Origin of the sequence: Aeromonas sp. 95A (assembly GCF_051919235.1) — a bacterium.
GTDB classification, from domain to species: Bacteria; Pseudomonadota; Gammaproteobacteria; order Enterobacterales; family Aeromonadaceae; genus Aeromonas; species Aeromonas veronii.
In genome coordinates this window covers 884,067-903,330 of the sequence record NZ_JBQBFC010000001.1, presented here as the reverse complement: position 1 = coordinate 903,330, position 19,264 = coordinate 884,067, and the positions used below count along the sequence as shown (strand labels likewise).

Genomic DNA, 19,264 nt, shown 5'->3' with positions numbered 1-19,264 from the left:
GATAGATAGGTGGTAGTGAGAGCGTCAGCAGCTACCACGACAACAGCGCCATAGTGGCAGATCCGAATGACCAGTGTGTGGGCGCCGCGTCATAAAGCGCTAAAGCGGTAAAGTAAGCGCGGTGCAACAAAGGAGCGAACGACGAGATGGATTTTACCCTGACCGATGATCAACAGGCGTATGTGGAGGCGGCCGCCGCCTTTGCCGATGAGGCGCTCAAACCCCATGCCGCTCGCTGGGACAAGGAGCATGAGTTTCCGATCCCGACCATCAAGCTGGCGGCCGGGCTAGGTTTTTGTGGTCTCTATACCCCGGAGCCGTTTGGCGGATTGGGGCTGCCGCGCCTCGATGCGAGCCTCATCTTCGAGCGCCTCGCCATGGGGTGTACCTCGACCACTGCGTATCTGACCATCCACAACATGGTGAGCTGGATGCTGGGTAGCTGGTTGCCCACCGAGGTTGCCAAAGAGTGGGTGCCCAAGCTGGCCAGTGGCGAGCTGCTGGGCTCCTATTGCCTCACCGAGCCGGGGGCTGGCTCCGATGCGGCGGCACTCAAGACTCGGGCGGTGCGCGAGGGTGACAGCTACCTCATCGAGGGAACCAAGGTCTTTATCTCGGGAGCAGGCAGCAGCGATGTGCTGGTGGTGATGGCTCGTACCGGTGGTGAAGGTGCTAAGGGGATCTCTGCCTTTATGGTGCCGGCTAATGCCCCCGGCGTGAGCTATGGCAAGGCAGAAGAGAAGATGGGCTGGAACAGCCAGCCGACCCGGGAGGTTGTTTTCAACGGGGTGCGTATTCCCGCCCGCTACCGGTTGGGTGAGGAGGGGGAAGGGTTCAAGTTCGCCATGCAGGCCCTCGATGGTGGGCGCATCAATATTGCCACCTGTTCGGTGGGCACCGCCCAGCAGGCGCTGGACGATGCGCTGGCTTATGTGCAGCAGCGCCAGCAATTTGGTCACCCGATCAGCGAATTCCAGAGCGTGCAGTTTCGCTTGGCCGATATGGCGACCGAGCTGGCTGCCGCCCGTTTGCTGGTGCGTCAGGCCGCCGACAAGCTGGATCGCGGGGCACCCGACAAGAGTGCCTGGTGTGCCATGGCCAAACGGTTTGCCACCGATGTGGGTTATCGAATCTGTGATGAGGCTCTGCAACTCTTTGGCGGCTATGGTTATATCCGCGAGTATCCGCTCGAGCGCTATCTGCGCGATACCCGGGTACACCGCATTCTGGAGGGCACCAACGAGGTGATGCGACTCATCATCGCGCGCCGCCTGCTGGCCGATCCCGGTTTGTCGCTGGGCTAACCGGTGGTCGCATCAAGGGTGTGTTGCCTGCCACCCGATTTGCACCGTGCCATGCCGGTTTCGGCTTTGTGAGCCAGCCACAGGTTGGTGTCATTCAAGCCTGTCATCATGGCGGCAGCTTCATCGACAAGGACAATGTTATGACAAGGATCAGACTCGAATATCATGGCCACGTGGCCTATATCACCCTCGACCATCCCCCTGCCAACACCTGGACCCTCGCCAGCCTGCAGGCCTTTTTGCAGATGATGGTGGAGCTCGACAGTCGTCCCGATGTAGTGGCGCTGGTGATCCGTGGTGCGGGCGACAAATTTTTCTGCGCCGGTGCCGACCTCAATATGTTTGTCGAGGGTAATGTCGAGCTGGCCCGCGAAGTAGCCGAGGCCTTTGGCAAGGCCTTCGAGGCGCTGGCCCGTTTTCACGGCGTCAGTATCGCCGCCATCAATGGTTATGCCATGGGCGGTGGCCTGGAAGTGGCGCTGGCCTGTGATATCCGCATCGCCGAGCAGCAGGCGTTGCTGGGACTGCCGGAAGCCTCGGTGGGCTTGCTTCCCTGTGCCGGTGGCACCCAGCGCCTGACCGAGCTGGTGGGGCCGGGCTGGGCCAAGCGGATGATCCTCTGCGGTGAGAAGGTGAGTGCCTCGCTTGCCTACGAGATGGGGCTGGTGGAGGAGGTGGTGAAAACCGGTCAGGCATGGGAGGCGGCGCACCAGATGGCCCATCTGGTGGAGCGCCAGAGCCCGAGCGCCCTGCGCGCCTGCAAAACCCTGATCAATCAGGGCCGCAGTGGCCCGCGGGATGCCGCCTTGCCCCTTGAGCGAGCGCTGTTTCTCGATCTCTTTAGCGATGCCAATCAGCGTGAAGGGGTGGCCGCCTTCCTGGAGAAACGCTTACCGCGCTGGCAATATGGCCCAACAGAATAAATCCATACGGAGCCGTTTATGAGTGAGTCGGTCAAGGTTAGCTGTTATCCCACCGAAGATGGCCATCAGATCGGGGTGTTGACCCTCGACAGCCCTGCGTCTCTCAACGCATTGAGCCTGCCGATGATCCAGATCCTGCAACAGACGCTGACCCGTTGGGAGCAGGATCCCGCCATCATCTGTGTACTGCTGCAGGGGATGGGTGAGAAGGCATTTTGTGCCGGTGGCGATATCCGCTCCTTCTATTACCGCAAACAGGAGGCAAGCGAGGCGGAACTGTTCGAATATGCCCGCGACTTTTTCGAGCAGGAGTACCGGCTCGACCACCACATCCACTCTTACCGCAAGCCCCTGATCTGCGTGGCGGACGGTATCTGCATGGGGGGCGGTATTGGCCTGTTTGCCGGAGCCGATTTTCGGGTGGTGACCGAAAGAAGCCTGTTCGCCATGCCGGAGGTGACCATCGGCCTCTACCCCGACGTGGGAGCGAGCTGGTTTTTAAGCCGGATGTCGGGGCGGCTCGGGCTCTGGCTCGGTCTGACTGGCGCCCGCTTTAATGGCGCAGATGCCCTTGGGGTTGGGTTGGCTGATCACGCCATCGCCAGTGGCGAGCGCAGTGCGCTGTTATTACGCCTCGCCGTGCTCGACTGGACTGGCTGTGGTGATCCCCGTGAGCAGATCGATCTGCTGCTCAGGGGATTGCACCGTGAGGTGGCGGCCCGCTTGCCTGCGCCTGTGCTGCTGCCCCATCAACAGAGGATCGATGCCTTGCTGGCGGGGCGCACGCTGCAAGGGGTATTGGCGCGGTTGTTCGAAGCTCAGTTCGATGAACAGGAGACGGTACTCCAGCAGGCGCAGCAGATTTGCCGCACCGGCAGCCCCATCAGCCGCGCCATTTTGTGGCGCCAATATTGGCAGGCTCGCCGCTACTCCCTGGCTGAAGTATTTGCCGAGGAGCTGACCCTCTCGGTCAACTGCGTGCTCAAGGGGGATTTTGTGGAAGGGGTACGGGCACTGCTGATCGACAAGGATAAAGATCCCCGCTGGCAACTGTTGCCACCGGAGGGGGAGTGGCTGTATGAGTTCTATCGCTGGCCGCAGGGGCGCAATCCGTTGGCCTGCAAGGAATAACATCATGGCAACCGGCGGACGCCGCCATCAGCAATGCAAGGAGCAAGCGGATGACAAGGATAGGATTTATCGGGCTCGGCAACATGGGCGGCCCCATGGCGGCCAATTTGGCCAGGGCCGGGCACAGGGTGCAGGTGTTTGATCTGGTTGCCCAAAACATTGAGCGCGCCATCGCCGCTGGCTGTATCGCAGCGGGGGATGCCCGAGAGGCGGTGACCGGCTGCGAGGTGGTGATCAGCATGCTACCCGCGGGGGAGCATGTGCGCGATCTTTGGTTGTCTGACGGGCAGGATCTGCTGGCGGCCCTGCCGGTTGGTGCACTGGTGATCGACTGCTCCACTATCGATGTCGACTCTGCCCGTCAGGTCGGGGAGGCGGCCCGCGCGCGCGGTTTGCGCTTTATCGATGCCCCCGTATCGGGCGGTGTCGCCGGTGCGGCCGCCGGGACGCTCACCTTTATCGTTGGCGGCGACGCGGCAGATTTCGAGGCGGCAAAACCCTTGCTCGCCTGCATGGGGCAGAACCTGTTTCACGCCGGGGCGCTGGGTGCCGGGCAGATCGCCAAGATGTGCAACAACATGCTGCTTGCGATCCATATGGCGGGCACTGCCGAGGCGCTGGCCCTCGGGGTGAAGGAGGGGCTGGATCCCGCCGTGCTCTCCACCATCATGGGCAAGAGCTCCGGCAACAACTGGAGTCTGGAGCGCTACAACCCCTGGCCCGGGGTGATGGAGAATGTCCCTGCCGCCCGCAACTATCAGGGGGGATTTATGACCCGTTTGATGGTGAAAGATTTGGGATTGGCCATGGCGCTGGCCGAGCATGGGCACAGCGCTGTGCCCATGGGGGCGCTGGCCCGCAACCTGTTCAACCTGCATGCCGCTCAGGGGCAGGGGAGCCGCGATTTCTCCAGCATCGTCGAACTCTATCTGGATAAACAGGATCCCGCCTGACGGGCCACCTCTCTTCAAGGCATCTCTCTTCGACCAGCAACAAGGAGCATTGATGGATATCAAAGGTAAGGTCATCGTTATTACCGGCGCTGGACGTGGCTTGGGACGGGCCATTGCGCTGGCCCTGGGCGCACAGGGGGCGACGCTGGCGCTGCTCGACATCAATCGCGCCGATCTGGAGGCGACCGCAGCCCTGGTGCGCAGTCAGAATGATCAGTGCGATAAAGATAGCCAGTGCGAGCTGTTTGTCTGCAATGTGGCGAGCGAAGCCGAGGTTGAGTCGGTTTTTGCTGGCATCAAGGAGCGTTTTGGCGTGCTGCACGGTCTTATCAACTGCGCCGGCATTTTGCGCGATGGCATGCTGATCAAGGTGAAAGAGGGTGAGCTGGTGGAGAAGATGACGCTGGCCCAGTGGCAGAGCGTGATTGACGTCAACCTCACCGGTACCTTCCTCTGCGGGCGCGAAGGGGCGGCGCTGATGGCGCAAGGGGGGCAGGGGGGCGTTATCATCAACATCTCTTCCATCGCCCGCGCCGGCAATATTGGCCAGAGCAACTATGCCGCCAGCAAGGCAGGGGTTGCCTCGCTGGTGGTGACCTGGGCGCGGGAGTTGGCGCGCCATGGCATTCGGGTGATGGGGATTGCCCCCGGGGTGTTTGCCACCGACATGACGGCGGCGATGAAGCCGGAGGCGATGGCGCGGATGCAGCAGGCCATTCCGGTCGGCACCCTTGGCGAGGCGCAGCAGCTGGCCGAGACGGTGAGCTTTATTTTTGCCAACGACTATCTGTCGGGAAGGATGATAGAACTGGATGGCGGTTTGCGTTTATAGGGATTTACATAATGGGCCCCGGTGTTTCCACCGGGGCTTTTTTATGCAGATTATTTATACAGAGAGTGCCTGAATGGCGATGCATAGGAACCATGCGAGTCAGGTTGTGTTGGCAGAAAAATGAGAAATATCAATGGGTCTTGGTTAATTTGAGCCAGCTCACAGGCCATATGGGCCAGTGCTGTAAAATTGCGCGCGGTCAAGGCGGTGCATGATTGACGGGACGAGGGATTGCGGTCGGAATAGTCATGCAATATAGTTGCCGCCTTTTTCACGGGGTCAGGATTCCCAGCCCCTCCCATATTGCGCGCAGTATGAATACGGACGCTCTGCCGCCGCCTAAATAAACAGGATTGAAATGGACAAGAAACTAGGGCTGGGCGCCCTCATTTCGCTGGTGATCGGCTCCATGGTCGGCGCCGGGGTCTTCAGTCTGCCACAAAACATTGCTGCGCATGCCAGTGCCGGGGCGGTCGCCCTGGGTTGGGCCATCACCGGTCTTGGCATGATCTGTCTCGCGCTGGTCTATCAGAACCTCTCCATGCGCCGCCCTGATCTCGATGGCGGTATCTTCAGCTATGCCAAGGCCGGTTTCGGCGATTTCATCGGTTTCAACGCCGCCTGGGGTTACTGGCTCTGCCAACTGCTGGCCAACGTCTCTTACGCCATCGTGGTGTTCAGCGCCCTGAGCTACTTCTTCGATACGCCGGACAACGTCATCTTCGGTGACGGCAATACGCCGGTCGCCATCACGCTGGCCTCCATCCTGATCTGGTCGGTGCATGCGCTGGTGCTGCGCGGGGTACAGGTTGCTGCACTGGTGAATATCGTCACCACCATCGCCAAGATGGTGCCGCTCATCGTCTTCTGTGTCGCGATCCTGCTGGCCTTCAACATGGATACCTTCACTCTGGATATTTGGGGCCAGAACAACATGGAGCTGGGCTCCGTGATGGATCAGGTCAAGTCCACCATGAAGGTGACCCTCTGGGTCTTTATCGGGATTGAAGGGGCCGTGGTAGTCTCTGCCCGTGCCCGTCATCGCAAGGATGTGGGCCGTGCGACCGTGCTGGCGCTGCTCGGCGCCCTGACGCTCTACGTGATGGTGACCCTGTTCTCGCTCGGTGTCATGAGCCAGCCGCAACTGGCGGCGCTCAAGAACCCTTCGACCGCCATGATCCTTGAAGCCGTAGTCGGCCCCTGGGGCGCCTGGCTTATCAACATCGGTCTGGTGGTGTCGGTGATGGGGGCTCTGCTCAGCTGGACCGTGCTGGCCGCTGAAGTGCCCTACATCGCAGGCAAGACCGGCGTGTTCCCGGGCTGGTTTGCCAAGGAGAACAAAAACGGCTCGCCGCAGGTGTCCCTCTGGTGCTCTACCTGTCTGGTGCAGATCTTCCTGATCATCATCTACTTCCAGAACAGCACCTATCTGGCGCTGGTCAACATCGCCACCTCGGCGGCGCTGGTGCCCTACGTTTTCTCCGGTGCCTATGGCCTGAAGCTGGCATTGAAAGGGGAGACCTATCAGGGTCAACCCCATCAGCGCAAGCGTGACCTGCTGCTGGCCCTGGTGGCGACCGTTTACGGCTGCTGGCTGGTCTACGCAGCCGGTGTGGAGTACCTGTTGCTGGTGGCGCTGCTCTATAGTCCGGGCATCTTCATCTACTGGAAGGCGCGTCAGCATCACGGTCTGCGCGGCCTTAACCGATTGGAGCAGGGGATGACGGCGGCCCTGCTTGGCTGTGCCGTGCTGGCCTTCTACAAGGTGATGGACGGTACCATTCCACTGCACTAACCGGCACAATGAAGAGATGGCCCTCGCGCCATCTCTTTTTTTTCATGCAGATATCCACTGTTGCCCGGCCGTGTTGGCCAGTTTTTGTTTAACACAGGAATTTTTATGCTGTTTATGGGTTACCTCCTGCTGGGCGCCTTTGCCGGTATGCTGGCGGGACTGTTCGGGATCGGCGGCGGTCTTATCATTGTCCCCGTGCTGGTCATGACCTTTCGCGCCCAAGGCATCGACCCTGAAATCATTACCCATCTGGCCCTCGGCACCTCGTTGCCCACCATGATCTTTACCGGATTCAGCTCGCTGCGGGCCCACCGGGAGGCGGGCGCCGTCGATTGGGTGATGATCCGCCGACTCGGCGCCGGCATGCTGATTGGGGGTTGGCTTGGCGGCATGACCGCCAATCTGCTCAGTACCAGCACCCTCAATATCATCATCGGTTGTTTCGCCTGGAGCATGGCGCTGCAGATGGGGCTCAACCTTAAACCCAAAGCGGAGCGCCATATGCCGGGGCCGCTCGGCACAGGCATCGCCGGTACCATCATTGGCTGGATGTCTGCGCTGTTTGGTATTGGCGGTGGCTCGCTGACCGTCCCTTATCTGAGCTGGAACTCGGTGCCAATGCGCAATGCGGTAGCGGCCTCTGCAGCCTGCAGCATGCCCATCGCGCTGGCGGGGAGCCTCAGCTACCTCTATGCGGGTTGGGATCATGCCGATCTGCCCGAGTGGAGTGTGGGCTACATCTATCTGCCCGCCCTGCTGGGCATTGTGCTGACCAGTACCCAGTTCGCCCGCATTGGCGCCAAGCTGGCACACCGTCTGTCACCCACACGCCTCAAGCAGGCCTTTGCCCTGCTGATGCTGCTGGTGGGGGCGAAATTTATGCTGTTTAGCTGATTCATTCGGCAGATTGTTGAAAAATAAGGCAAACGATCTGTTGGAGGGTAGAAAGCCGTTGCATTGAACGCCCAGTTTGCCTATTCTCCTCGCCGGTGGTCCTATTGGTCCTCTCGCATTGATAACCCGTCGACCTGGTCAGGACCGGAAGGTAGCAGCCAAGGCGGGGGACTCGAGTGCCGGGATGTGGCTGGTAGGGCCACCACTTGTTTCTGCAATTCAATAAGTTACAGCTAATAGCCCCCCTTCAGACCTCTTGGTAATCCACTTTGTGTGGATGAATCAGGAGTCTTCTCTGTGAATCTCTGGCTCTCTCCGCAAGGTATCTGGTACTACCGCAAGGTGACAGTGCTCCCCTGTGGTCGCCGCAAAGACATCAAGAAATCTCTCCGTATTCGGGACAAGCTGGTCGCTCGTGAACAAGTGGCTCAGTTGCTCGCCTGTGCGCGTTCTCGGGTAAAGCCTGAGACTGTCCAGCCAGAACCTCAGCCAAGCTCCCTGCCGGAGCCTCAGCGGCTACAGCAACAGACACCAGCTGCGACCAAGGCAGCCCCTAAGGCAGCCCCTGCGGCGCCTTCTGCCATTGCATCCCCTCTACTCTCAGAACTCAGTGACCGTTATCTGAAAGAGAAGGCGCTATCTTGGGCACCCAAAGAGCTCAGTAACCAGAAGAACTACATCGGCTACTTCATCAAAGCGCTGGGAGATAGATCTCCAACCGCGTACAGCAAGGCCGATGTGGTCAAGTTCAAGGACGAATTGCTGAACTCAGGCAAGAGCCCGACGACTATCAACAAGTACCTCCAGAAGCTCTCGCTGTTGTTCGTCTGGCTAGGCAATCACCACGAGGGCATCGTCAATCACTTTGCTGGGCTCAAGCTACAGCGGGTCAAAGAGGTCAATGCTCGATATACATCTGCGGAGAAACAGCGGTTGATCCAATGGGCGAAGGCACAGGAGCCATACCGCAAGTGGATAGCGCTGCTCGGCCTGTATACCGGAGCGAGAGCCAATGAGATTTGCCAGTTGTACGCAGACGATGTGCAGCTGGTCGACGAGGTATGGTGCCTGAACATCAGGGACAACCGCCCAGACCAGAAGCTCAAGACGGTCAACAGTGCCCGCCTGATCCCTATTCACTCCTCGCTGATTGCTGGTGGCTTTATCGACTTCGTGCAGGAAAGGGCTGGGGGGAGGCTGTTCCCTGAGCTACCTCATCGACAAGACGGTTACAGCCATCTCTGGGGGCAGTGGTTTAGTCGTCATCGCCCTGTAGACAAAGACTTCCATAGCCTGTGGCATACCGTGGCAACGGCATTAAAGGATCATGGTGTGCCGTTACAGTACGAGGCGGCGATCTTGGGGCATACCAATGGTGCCATCAGTTACGACAGGTACGGCGGTGGAGTAGCAGTCGAGAAGCTACAGGCAGCTATCGAAGTTGCACTATGAACGCGTTACATTGATGACCATGTCGTATGTAATTCAACTGGGCACAAGGAAGGGCGCGATTGGAACACCACAAAACTGACAAGGCACCACCTGATTTAAATGAATTAAAAGAGCACATAGCGTTGGAGTACGGGCGTTCTCTCCTCCAGCTGCAGCAGTTTGAATTGACACTCAAAGCAACCCTACCCACCCTGAAGGTATGCGGATTTTTCGATGAGTTGGCTGGTAACATAGAACGCGACCGCCAGCTTCTAGGCGGAAAGACTCTGGGGCATTTGGTTGGCCAGTGGAGCCAAAGAACGACGTTGGAGGATGAGCAAGAAATTGATGATGACGCTCTGAACGGCCGAGGTTACTTCCGTTTCAGTTTTGGCCTTGAAGGCGGGGAGTGGATGAATGAAAAGCTCAAACAGCTGGTCGAGTTACGAAATGAGCTGGTGCATCATTTCCTGTCACGTTTTGCGTTGAACTCGGAGGCTAGTTGCCAAGAGGCAATACGCTATTTAACGACGGCAGCCAACGTCATTAAGGACAACAGAGAGGCGTTACATTCTCTCCTTACTGCCGTCGAAAAAGCCAAGAGCGAACTGCTAGAGTTTATGAACTCCCCTGAGGGAGAGCATTTTTTACTATCCGGAATCCTCCCAGGGGAACCTGTCAACGATTGGGAAAATACTACTATCATCCAACAACTGAAATGTGAAGAATGTAGTGGTCAACTAAATCCGGACACTTGGTTAGGCCGAACCTCGGCTTTTGCTGGCGGTATCCCGTCATTGTATTGATGTGGACGCCGCCAGTTGTAGTAATCCATCAGGTAATAACTGATATCCCGCTTTGCCTCCCGCACGCTCATGTATCCCGTTGCCGGCAGCCACTCTGACTTCAGACTTCTGAACAACCGTTCCATCGGGGCATTATCCCAGCAGTTGCCACGCCGACTCATGCTCTGGGTCATGCGATAGCGCCACAGTCGTTGCCGAAATGCCCTACTGCCATATTGGCTGCCCTGGTCAGAGTGAAATAGCACACCGGATGGGCAACCCCGCTGCTGATAGGCCATCTCCAGTGCTTTGATTGCCAATTCTGCATCAGGTTTATCAGACATCGCCCAGCCCACGACCCGCCGGGTGTGCAGGTCAAGCACCGCTGCCAGGTAATGCCAGCGTCCACCTGCCCAGACGTAGGTGATATCGCCACACCACACCTGATTGGGTTGCTGGACATCAAATTCGCGAGCCAGCAGATTGGAAATGTCCGGTCGCTCAGACTGGGCGACCTGATAACGATGAGCGCCCGGCTGTTTGGATACCAGCCCGGCTTCCTTCATCAGGTTACGTACTTTGAATCGACCAATCTGATACCCCAACTCCCGCATCATCGACATCAAGGCGCGGCTGCCTGCAGAGCTCCTGCTCTCTTTGAACAACCGGCGCAACTCACTGCGTTGCTGTATCCGCTCACGGTTAATCGCCCGTCTGCGGGCCAGATAGTCGTAAAAGCAGGATGTTGGAACATCGAAAGCGCAGCAGACCAAGGTGATGGGGGCTTGCTCCCTTAATCGGTCTATCAGCGCGTACGTGTGAACTCGTCCGTCATCAAGAGAGCCGTAGCCTTTTTTAGAATGTCCTTTTCACGTTCGAGCCGGTTGATGCGGGCTTCCAGCTCCTGAATTTTTTGCTGCTCCGGAGTCAGTGCTTTGCCGATTGGGGTTGTGCCAGTTCGTTCGGATTGCAGTTGCTGAACCCAGCGGCGAAGTACGGTTTCACCGACATCCAGTGAACGGCTGGCTTCAGGGACAGAATATCCCTGGTCGAGCACCAGGGATGCGGCTTCGAGTTTGAATTCGGCAGTAAATGAGCGACGTAATCTTGTCATTGAACACCTCAGGTCATGGTGGCGACTGTACCACCTAAAATGGTGTCCGGGATGATTAGACCATATATGGACGCCCCCGGGTTGTGCAAGAACTGAACTGATACGGTTTGCGACCATATATCCGGCGTTATGATGGGATTAACTCCCTCGCCATGATGTCATCCGAGCCTTGCTTCCTTATCACTACACCGGTATATGCATACCCAGGTCTAATTCAGGCTGTTACAAGGACGGTACCCGTTTCTTCATCAGTGCCTGCAAACTCAGTAACGTAGATTTTCTAAGCAAATATCAAATTAACTTCCTGCAAAAGCTCTGTTCATACTGAAATCAACCGAGTCAGTTAGTACACGCCAGATGATCCGAGTTAACTTATTTGCCAGGGCGACAGTGGCTTTCAAGAAGCCACGCCGCAATTCAATTGCCTTAACCCATCTCCCTAAACTGTCATCCCGTTTTTGCACACAACGCATCACCGCTCGAGCGCCATGGATGATCAAGGTCCTCAAGTTACGATTACCGTTCTTGGTCATGGATGAAAGCCGTTGTTTTCCACCTGAACTGTGCTGTCGAGGGACTAAGCCACACCAAGCAGAAAGCTCACGGCCGCTGGAAAACTGGGTGGCATCAACCTCACTGACCACCGCAGCGGCAATCAGTGGCCCGACACCAGGAATGGTCAATAAGTGGTGATAGGCAACCTGCTGGCTGGACAGTTCAGCTAGTTCCTTATCCAAGACATCAATCCGTTCAGTGAGCATCTGCATATCTTCTCGTAACAGGCTCAGTAGTCGGCGAAGCGTGAAGGTTATCGTATTGTCTCCGTCTTCAAGCACTTCTGGCAGTTGTCGTTGCAGGCGTTGTAACCCGGCTGGAATAATGACTCCGTACTCGGCAAGTAATGCCCGTAGTTGGTTAGCCAGAGCGGTTCGCTGCTCAACTATGAGCTGGCGAGCACTACGTAACGCCTTGATATCTTGTTGTTCTGTAGTTTTAACTGAGACGAAGTGGATCCCTGGTCGGCAAGCTGTTTCACAAATAGCTAATGCATCGTTGGCATCATTCTTCTGGTGTCTTGCAAAGGCTTTGACATGCTGTGTGGGAATGAGCTTTACGTCATAGCCCATCGATATCAGTGCTCGTCCCCAGAAATGAGATGTTGAGCAAGCTTCCATAGCAATCAGTGTTTGCGGTGGAAACTGGCGCAACGTGTGGAGCAGTTTCTGGCGAGATATTTTACGATTCCAGGCAACAGAACCATCAGCCATCCATACACACACCTGAAAAACAGACTTAGCAATATCGATTCCAACTACTTTGATCGTGTTCATGTGGTGATCCCCCAAGTTGAACGCTGTCAGCCTAAGTATGAAACTGACCGCGCAGGGAGGGGGCGTCCATCACATCACTACAATTCTGGCCTAAGGCATCGAATAAAAGGAGTTCAAAATGGGCTCCTTTTTTGCTTTAACTCTCACAAGTCGATACTGTTTGCGTGTTTTACTAACACTTGCTCTCTTGATTCAACTACGCTGGCGATTTTTAAACAGGAGGCATGGTGGTGGCCGATCAAGAGTGGCGTTGGGTGGTACAGCAACTGACTCTCTCTATGGGGAGTGATGTCATCATTTTGGGGGATTTCAACTGGTTATGTGATGACTTGCTTAGGCTAGTCGAGGGGGCGGCGCTGTGTGCGGAGGATAGCAGTGCATCACTGCAGTTGTGGGGGGAAAGCCTTTCACTGCTGGGACTAGATTGGTGTGCTCAGTGGCACGTATCTGACCTCGGGCTTACGATCAACTTTCTCCCGCTCAGTGAGGAACCAAATCATGGATCTTTATGGTGGTTGATCCAGCTATGGTATTTGAGTCTTCGATATTGTTATCCCGATCTTGAGTGGCGCTTACTCTGGCCGAAAGTCCGTGGTATATCTCAAGAACTTCCTTCGTTTCTTCTTTCTTGCCGTTATCACCGAACACCTACATTACACATTGATACTGTACAGGTGAATCGCATGCCTTCTGGGCCATTAATGGCAATGAAGGGGGCGTTGAGATATATGCTTCATCGTCTGTCACATTTTACGACCAAACCACAGGGAATGTTAGAGCAGGTCAAGAGTCAGCTGCTTCAGTCTCTACCTTATCCTCTTCCTCTTGCCGAGTTAGCTAGGGTTCGTCAAACCCCAGTCAGAACGTTGCAACGGCAATTGGGTGACCAAGGCACTACCTATAACCAGTTGCTCGAAGAAGTTCGGCGTAGCCAAGCTCAGAGCTTGCTCTCGGACAGGCGACTTACTACGAGCGAAATAAGCCTGCGCTTAGGTTATAAGGATGCCCCCAGTTTTCAACGAGTGTTTCGAAAGTGGTTTGGGGTTACTCCGGGTCACTATCGTCAGTGTTATTATGAGCCGCTCTCCCTAATTCAGGAACAGCATGCCGTTAGCCTCTACTACGCAATCAGTCATTCAGACATGAGAGTACAACACCATAGTCAAGGAAGCAGAGTGTGGATTTGCCTGAAAAACCTTGCCTTTGGAAAGTTGGTAACCATTCACGGGGAGGATAAGGATGGGGTATGGCGGCCCTATGAAGCGACCTTCGAACGAACCTTAGGGGATGGTTTTGAAATATGGTCTACTTCATGCTTGCCAGTGCATGATCCTTTTCGCTTCTACATAAATTATCGGGTGGACGGACAGACGTATGTTGATAACAACGGCGGTAAGGGCTATTGCCTTGATGGTCCAATATTACTCGGTTTGCACCAAGTTGTGTGCCATCAACTAATTAGTGTTGTGGCCCCTAATGGGGATGCATGTGTTTTGGTTCGTTTGTTTAGCCGATCAGGTTGGGATCGAGTGAGAGTAGTCGGATTGCCCACTCAATCTCTAGTTGGTCTAGAGCATCCTCATGGCTGGGAATGGCAAGGACTTATCAATTGGTCTGATGGGAATAAACCAATGAGCTTTGAGTTCGAAAGTAGCAATGGCCACCGCCTAATATTCGATAATGCTGGAGTAGGTTTTTTCCCAAAAAGATTGTGATTTGAGCTATATCACAAAATTTATGTTTGGCATTACATGCTAGTTTTGTGGCGTGTAATGCTAGCACCCTTTGTTTTGTACTCTGAAATACTTAATGAGGCTCCCAGTGTGTATAACTGCGGACGAGTATTTTAATAATATCACAGAGGGAAAATGATGAAACGAGCAATATTCTTGTCTTTATCGGTGTTATTGACAGGTTGTTTGAATGATAATACATCACAGCCTGATTATGAGAACCAACTCAGAAAGATGAGGTTTTGTATTGACTCTTTGCCAGACAATACACCTAGCGGCGATCTCCCTTATTTAGCTGGTACAATGAATAGCTGGAATGGTGGTGATGACAGCAGCGATCTTCAGAATAAACCACCAATGCCATTAGTTCGCGGTGATGCTGCTTGTCCCTATTTTATCGATGTTAACTTTAATCGTGTTGGAGATGTTCACCAATTCAAATTTACTCGCGGAAGTTGGGATTCCGAAGAGTTGGATGATGAAGGCTACACGATTCATACACGTAGAGTCACTTATGAGGGGCAGTCGAAAACCCTGCATTTCTCCGTCAAAAAGTGGAAAGACTTAGAAGGCGGAGCTAAGCCAAAGCCTTCAACTCAAGTCGGTATTGTTGAGACTCATGTATTCCCTACGCCACAATTGACCACAGCCAGCCGAACAATTCGAGTCTACTTGCCTGAGGGGTATCAAGATAGCAACAAGCTTTATCCTGTTCTCTATATGTTTGATGGGCAAAAATTGTTTGATGAGACCACTTCAGAGTTTGGTATGGAGTGGCAAATTGATGAATCTATGCAGCGACTCATTCGTGAGGGAAGAGCTAAAGGATCCATCGTCGTTGGGATTGACTCACCAAATCTGTGGGATGATACAGACAGTGATTCGGATTTTAGTAAAAATAAGAATACAGCTCGTTATCGAGAATATACAGCATGGGATTGGACCTTACCTGGAGAGGGGGAAATAAAATCTCTTGGCGATAAAACAAGTGATTTCATTGCAAATCAAGTAATGCCATATATAGAGAACAATTATCGTGTCGATACTTCCAGAGAGAATACATCGTTGTCGGGGAGCTCTATGGGCGGTTATATGACTCTCTATGTTGGTACTCGCCTCAAGGAGAAAATATTTAATTTGATGGCTTTTTCTCCGGTTGCACAAGATGATCCAATGAGAGGATATATGCTTAGGGATTACTTGATTCAGCAAGCTGATCCAGATATTTATCCGCAGCGGATATACATGGATATGGGTGGTCAAGAACGGCTAGGTTATGCACCAGAACCTGAAATGCTAATCGATGGTATGCAGAAGCTATGCGAAAGTGTAAAAACAGCTGGGCATAAAGATATAACTTGCAAAGTCATTTCGGGAGGACTGCATGATGAAATATCTTGGTCTCATCGCTTTGCTGAGGTTTATATGGCAACTATAGGAAAATAAAAACGCAGCCCGGCAGATGCCGGGCCTATGCATCGGGAGCGTGAAGTTAGTCACAGAGTTGTAATTTGGCGTGGAGAGCTATGATTTTGGCACCAAATGATAATTCTACACAAGGATGAGTTGGTAACAATGCTGACGGTTTTTAACTGAGAACAGAAATAAAATGAATAAGATAAAAAAAGCCCGCCTGGGGCTGCTGGCTACTGCGATTTCTTTCGCCATGACCGGTTGCTTCAGCAGTAACGAAAGCAGCGAATCATCTTCATATCGTCATGTTTCTTCACCGGACTGGCGTGATCAAATAGTCTATTTCCTAATGATAGACCGTTTTAATGATGGGGATCCCTCCAACAATGACCAAGGAACCGGTGAATTTGATCCCACCAGTGATAAGAGGTTTAGTGGGGGAGATATCAGTGGTGTCCGTGAGAAGTTGGATTACATATCTGAACTTGGGGCCACGGCTGTATGGATGACACCTCCAGTGGCTAATCAATGGTGGGATCCAGCCCAGAACTACGGGGGTTATCATGGCTATTGGGCTCGTGATATGCAGAAGATCGATGAGCACTTCGGAGATTTGGCGACCTATCAGGCTCTTGCAGAGGATCTGCATAAGCGAGGGATGTATCTAATCCAAGACATAGTAGTCAATCATGTTGGCAACTTTTTCACATACTCAGGAACTTATGATCCATCTAAACCTTGTGAGGGCTTCGAGCTGATACCTGGGGCATTAGCTGCGGGGCAATCGCTACCATCGCCTTTGGCGCTTAATGACTGTAATTCTTCTGAGGCACAGCAGGCTGCTATATATCACTGGACTCCCCAGATCATCGATCACAATGAGCAGGAACAACAGCTGACTTACCAGCTTTCTGACCTTGATGATCTCAATACATCTACCCCTGCAGTTCGTGATTACCTCAAGCAAAGTTATCGCTACTGGATTGACAAGGTAGGGGTAGATGCTTTTCGAGTTGATACTGTCAAATTTGTTGAGCATGATTTTTATCATGATTTCTTTCACGCTCAGGATGGCATCTTGAATCAAGCCAAAGAAACAGGCCGTAATGATTTTCTAAGCTTGGGTGAGATTTTTGAGAGCTCTAGCCCTTACAAGACCGAGGGGGAGGAAAAGTTGATCTCCTATCTTGGTACAAAAGAGAAGCCAGAGCTAGAATCACTGCTCAACTTTCCGTTACAAGCGACCATGACTCAGGTATTTGCTGGTGGCCGTCCTACTGCGGAGCTAGGTTTTCGGCTGCGTAAAATGATGGAAATGTATCCCAACCCCTATCGTCTTGGTAATTTTATCGAGAATCACGATATGGCTCGCTTCCTCGCTCAGGGCAATTTGGACGACTTAAAACAAGCACTATTCACTATGTTAACTCTCCCTGGTATTCCCGTACTTTATCAGGGAACCGAGCAAGCTTTTAGCGCTCACCGTGATGCCATGTTTGAGGGGGGATATCGAGAAGATGGCCGTCAAATCGATTCGTTCAACCCTGATTCTGACATGTATCGATTTATTCAGACTCTGACAAATCTACGTAAACAGAACAAGGTTTTATCCAGAGGTGACCTAAGCATATTAGCTGAGGAGAAAAGCGGAGCGGGTGCATTTGCGTACCGTCGTCATATGGAAGGAAGCGATTTACTCGTTATCCTTAACACAGCTCCCGAGCAGATTCTTCTCAACAAAATGAGCACAGGGCTGCCTGCTGGCACACGTCTACGTATCCTAAGTGCTCTCAATGTGTCTGAACAACATGAAATTGTGATCGCTGAAGATGGAACTTTGACTCAAGCCTTGCCTCCCAAGTCTGCTGTTATGGTCATTGCCGATGGGACAGCCGCAGTTCCTCCTCAGGAGCATGTTATGACATTGACTACGCCGCTTGAGGGGAGTGTGCTGAATGCCGATTTATCTTTGAACGGGACAGGTACACCTGGGACTCAACTCCAGCTAGTAATTGATGGGCAGTTAGATACTGCGTCGCGTGTCACAGTTGATGAAGCTGGGCAGTGGCAAGGGCAGCTGAGTGTTCGTCATTTCCAAGTGGGTGAGCAAAGTCACCGTTTGGCGCTTTTTGAGGAGCGAACAGGTAACTCGACCGCCGATATCCATTTCAAGAGCCTTCTCAGCTTCCCTTCAGTACCTAGTCAGACACTGGATGACAGTGGTGATGCCATGGATGGAAACGGTGGTCCAAACGGGGGATATGCTTTACCTGGTGATGCTAGCTATGACAAAGCCGCACCGCAGATGGCGATCGAGAAGGCGAGTGTTTACCAGGTTGGTAGCAACGTTCGTCTAAGCCTGCAGATGGCTAGTGTGACGGATACCTGGTTGCCTACACTGGGCTTCGATCATGTTGGTTTCAGTATTTTCATCCATCTTCCTGGTGTCAAAGATGGCTTGCAAGTATTACCGAAGCTAAATGCCACCATGCCAGATGGACAAACTTGGGAACGACAATTGTTGGTGTTCGGTTGGCAGAATAGTCTCTATAGCAGCAAGGGAGCGACTGCCACTCGTTATGGTGATGCTGTGACGCCTGCACCGACTATCATGGTTGACAAGGCATCTCGCACTATAAACTTGGATTTTCCCAGTGCTTCGTTGGGGCGGCCTGATTCCCTAGATGGTATTGCATTCTATGTAACAACGTGGGATTTGGATGGTCTATCAAGTACTTATCGTCCCTTGCAGCCAACATTTGGTCTTTGGAATTTTTCGGGCGGAACTGAGCAAGACCCTTTGATTTGGGATGAGCTTCCTGTACTTCGTCTGCAAGAGTGATATCTATTTAGAAAACTGAACAGGTGCCAGCAAATGAGCTGGCACCGATTTAACCCTGAGTTCTGACTCCACAGTTTTGGTTGATTACTAGCTTGTTCACTTACGGCGGTTGTCGATTTCTTTGGCTACCCCTTTGAATGGCTCCCCACCTTGTTTCTGCTCGATAAACTTGCCGCTATCCGTATCGCGTTTCGTCCAGTTCCCATTAACCGGGTTCTGAACTTGGGTACGGTCGTTGACGGAACCTTGTCGATAGCCTTTGCCTGTGTTCGTAGCCATATGTAACCTCGGGTTTAAGTGAGACCCAAAGCTGCCGTTGGATTTCATTTTGCCCAATATTGGGTTGATTGTTGAGCTATTGAGGGAGGGGATGGGGCCTGTAATGAGGTGCTTGCAGTGTACGGGAGAGGGCGAGTAGGATTGGCCTGTTTGTTACCAATTTAAGCATGTCCACTTGATGTGGATGACCGTACTTCCGGCGGATTCTCGCTTGTTGAGGTTTCAGAACACTGTGATGGCAATCAGTTCCATCCCTAAGTGCCTGATTTATTTGGGCTCGCATTGATAACCCGTCGACCTGGTCAGGACCGGAAGGTAGCAGCCAAGGCGGGGGACTCGAGTGCCGGGATGTGGCTGGTAGGGCCACCACTTGTTTCTGCAATTCAATAAGTTACAGCTAATAGCCCCCTTCAGACCTCTTGGTAATCCACTTTGTGTGGATGAATCAAGAGTCTTCATAGTGAATCTCTGGCTCAGTCCCCACGGCATCCGGTATTACCGGAA

At 53.6% G+C, this 19,264-nt stretch carries 15 protein-coding genes and 2 other RNA genes; 14 read left to right on the top strand and 3 right to left on the bottom strand.

The annotated features are described in order from the left end of the window. Positions 1-146 precede the first annotated feature (146 nt). From ACTG2U_RS03985 to ACTG2U_RS03940, 10 genes are all read left to right on the top strand, one after another. On the top strand, positions 147-1,304 hold the full coding sequence (locus ACTG2U_RS03985; RefSeq protein WP_206877703.1) for an acyl-CoA dehydrogenase family protein: 1,158 nt from the start codon (positions 147-149) through the stop codon (positions 1,302-1,304). Between the two features lie 140 nt (positions 1,305-1,444). Then, complete coding sequence (locus tag ACTG2U_RS03980) at positions 1,445-2,227, top strand: enoyl-CoA hydratase (RefSeq protein WP_005345131.1); 783 nt, start codon at positions 1,445-1,447, stop codon at positions 2,225-2,227. Positions 2,228-2,245: 18 nt separating this feature from the next. Further along, positions 2,246-3,358, top strand: a complete 1,113-nt coding sequence (locus tag ACTG2U_RS03975; RefSeq protein ID WP_439974074.1) for an enoyl-CoA hydratase/isomerase family protein — start codon at positions 2,246-2,248, stop codon at positions 3,356-3,358. A 50-nt stretch (positions 3,359-3,408) separates the two neighbouring features. Next, the gene (gene mmsB / locus ACTG2U_RS03970) at positions 3,409-4,311 is read left to right on the top strand and encodes a 3-hydroxyisobutyrate dehydrogenase (RefSeq protein WP_439974073.1); all 903 of its coding nucleotides are present in this window, start codon (positions 3,409-3,411) and stop codon (positions 4,309-4,311) included. Between the two features lie 52 nt (positions 4,312-4,363). Next, complete coding sequence (locus tag ACTG2U_RS03965; protein ID WP_439974072.1) at positions 4,364-5,143, top strand: SDR family oxidoreductase; 780 nt, start codon at positions 4,364-4,366, stop codon at positions 5,141-5,143. Between the two features lie 358 nt (positions 5,144-5,501). After that, positions 5,502-6,938, top strand: coding sequence for an arginine-ornithine antiporter (arcD, locus tag ACTG2U_RS03960; RefSeq protein ID WP_439974071.1), 1,437 nt, complete (start codon positions 5,502-5,504; stop codon positions 6,936-6,938). Between the two features lie 105 nt (positions 6,939-7,043). After that, complete coding sequence (locus ACTG2U_RS03955) at positions 7,044-7,832, top strand: sulfite exporter TauE/SafE family protein (RefSeq protein ID WP_005360120.1); 789 nt, start codon at positions 7,044-7,046, stop codon at positions 7,830-7,832. A gap of 102 nt (positions 7,833-7,934) precedes the next feature. Next, an RNA gene (gene ffs, locus ACTG2U_RS03950) (signal recognition particle sRNA small type) lies at positions 7,935-8,031 on the top strand. 98 nt (positions 8,032-8,129) lie between these two features. Further along, positions 8,130-9,284, top strand: coding sequence for a site-specific integrase (locus tag ACTG2U_RS03945; RefSeq protein ID WP_439974070.1), 1,155 nt, complete (start codon positions 8,130-8,132; stop codon positions 9,282-9,284). Positions 9,285-9,343: 59 nt separating this feature from the next. Then, positions 9,344-10,069, top strand: coding sequence for a hypothetical protein (locus ACTG2U_RS03940; RefSeq protein ID WP_439974069.1), 726 nt, complete (start codon positions 9,344-9,346; stop codon positions 10,067-10,069). On the opposite strand, the gene ACTG2U_RS03935 is transcribed toward ACTG2U_RS03940, so the two are convergent. Then, positions 10,000-11,162, bottom strand: a protein-coding gene (locus ACTG2U_RS03935; protein ID WP_439974068.1) for an IS3 family transposase whose coding sequence is annotated in 2 segments (ribosomal slippage) — positions 10,000-10,907 and positions 10,907-11,162 — 1,164 coding nt in all. Because the reading frame shifts where the segments join, the coding sequence is not laid out codon by codon here. The genes ACTG2U_RS03940 and ACTG2U_RS03935 overlap by 70 nt on opposite strands. Positions 11,163-11,458: 296 nt before the next feature. Next, positions 11,459-12,493 carry an IS110 family transposase gene (locus ACTG2U_RS03930; RefSeq protein ID WP_201035198.1) on the bottom strand — a complete coding sequence of 345 codons (1,035 nt, stop codon included), beginning with the start codon at positions 12,491-12,493 and terminating at the stop codon, positions 11,459-11,461. 230 nt (positions 12,494-12,723) lie between these two features. Between ACTG2U_RS03930 and ACTG2U_RS03925 the strand changes: the two genes are divergently transcribed. From ACTG2U_RS03925 to ACTG2U_RS03915, 3 genes are all read left to right on the top strand, one after another. Continuing rightward, entirely contained in the window at positions 12,724-14,208 is a 1,485-nt protein-coding gene (locus ACTG2U_RS03925; RefSeq protein ID WP_216962401.1) for a helix-turn-helix transcriptional regulator, read from the top strand. 153 nt (positions 14,209-14,361) lie between these two features. Beyond that, a complete protein-coding gene (locus ACTG2U_RS03920) occupies positions 14,362-15,672 on the top strand; it encodes an alpha/beta hydrolase (protein WP_439974067.1) in 1,311 nt (436 codons plus the stop codon). Positions 15,673-15,835: 163 nt separating this feature from the next. Next, the gene (locus ACTG2U_RS03915; RefSeq protein ID WP_421306198.1) at positions 15,836-18,481 is read left to right on the top strand and encodes an alpha-amylase family glycosyl hydrolase; all 2,646 of its coding nucleotides are present in this window, start codon (positions 15,836-15,838) and stop codon (positions 18,479-18,481) included. A 96-nt stretch (positions 18,482-18,577) separates the two neighbouring features. On the opposite strand, the gene ACTG2U_RS03910 is transcribed toward ACTG2U_RS03915, so the two are convergent. Continuing rightward, entirely contained in the window at positions 18,578-18,760 is a 183-nt protein-coding gene (locus ACTG2U_RS03910) for a hypothetical protein (protein ID WP_216962410.1), read from the bottom strand. 269 nt (positions 18,761-19,029) lie between these two features. On the opposite strand from ACTG2U_RS03910, the gene ffs (ACTG2U_RS03905) reads away from it, so the two are divergent. Next, an RNA gene (gene ffs, locus ACTG2U_RS03905) (signal recognition particle sRNA small type) lies at positions 19,030-19,123 on the top strand. Positions 19,124-19,264 lie beyond the last annotated feature (141 nt).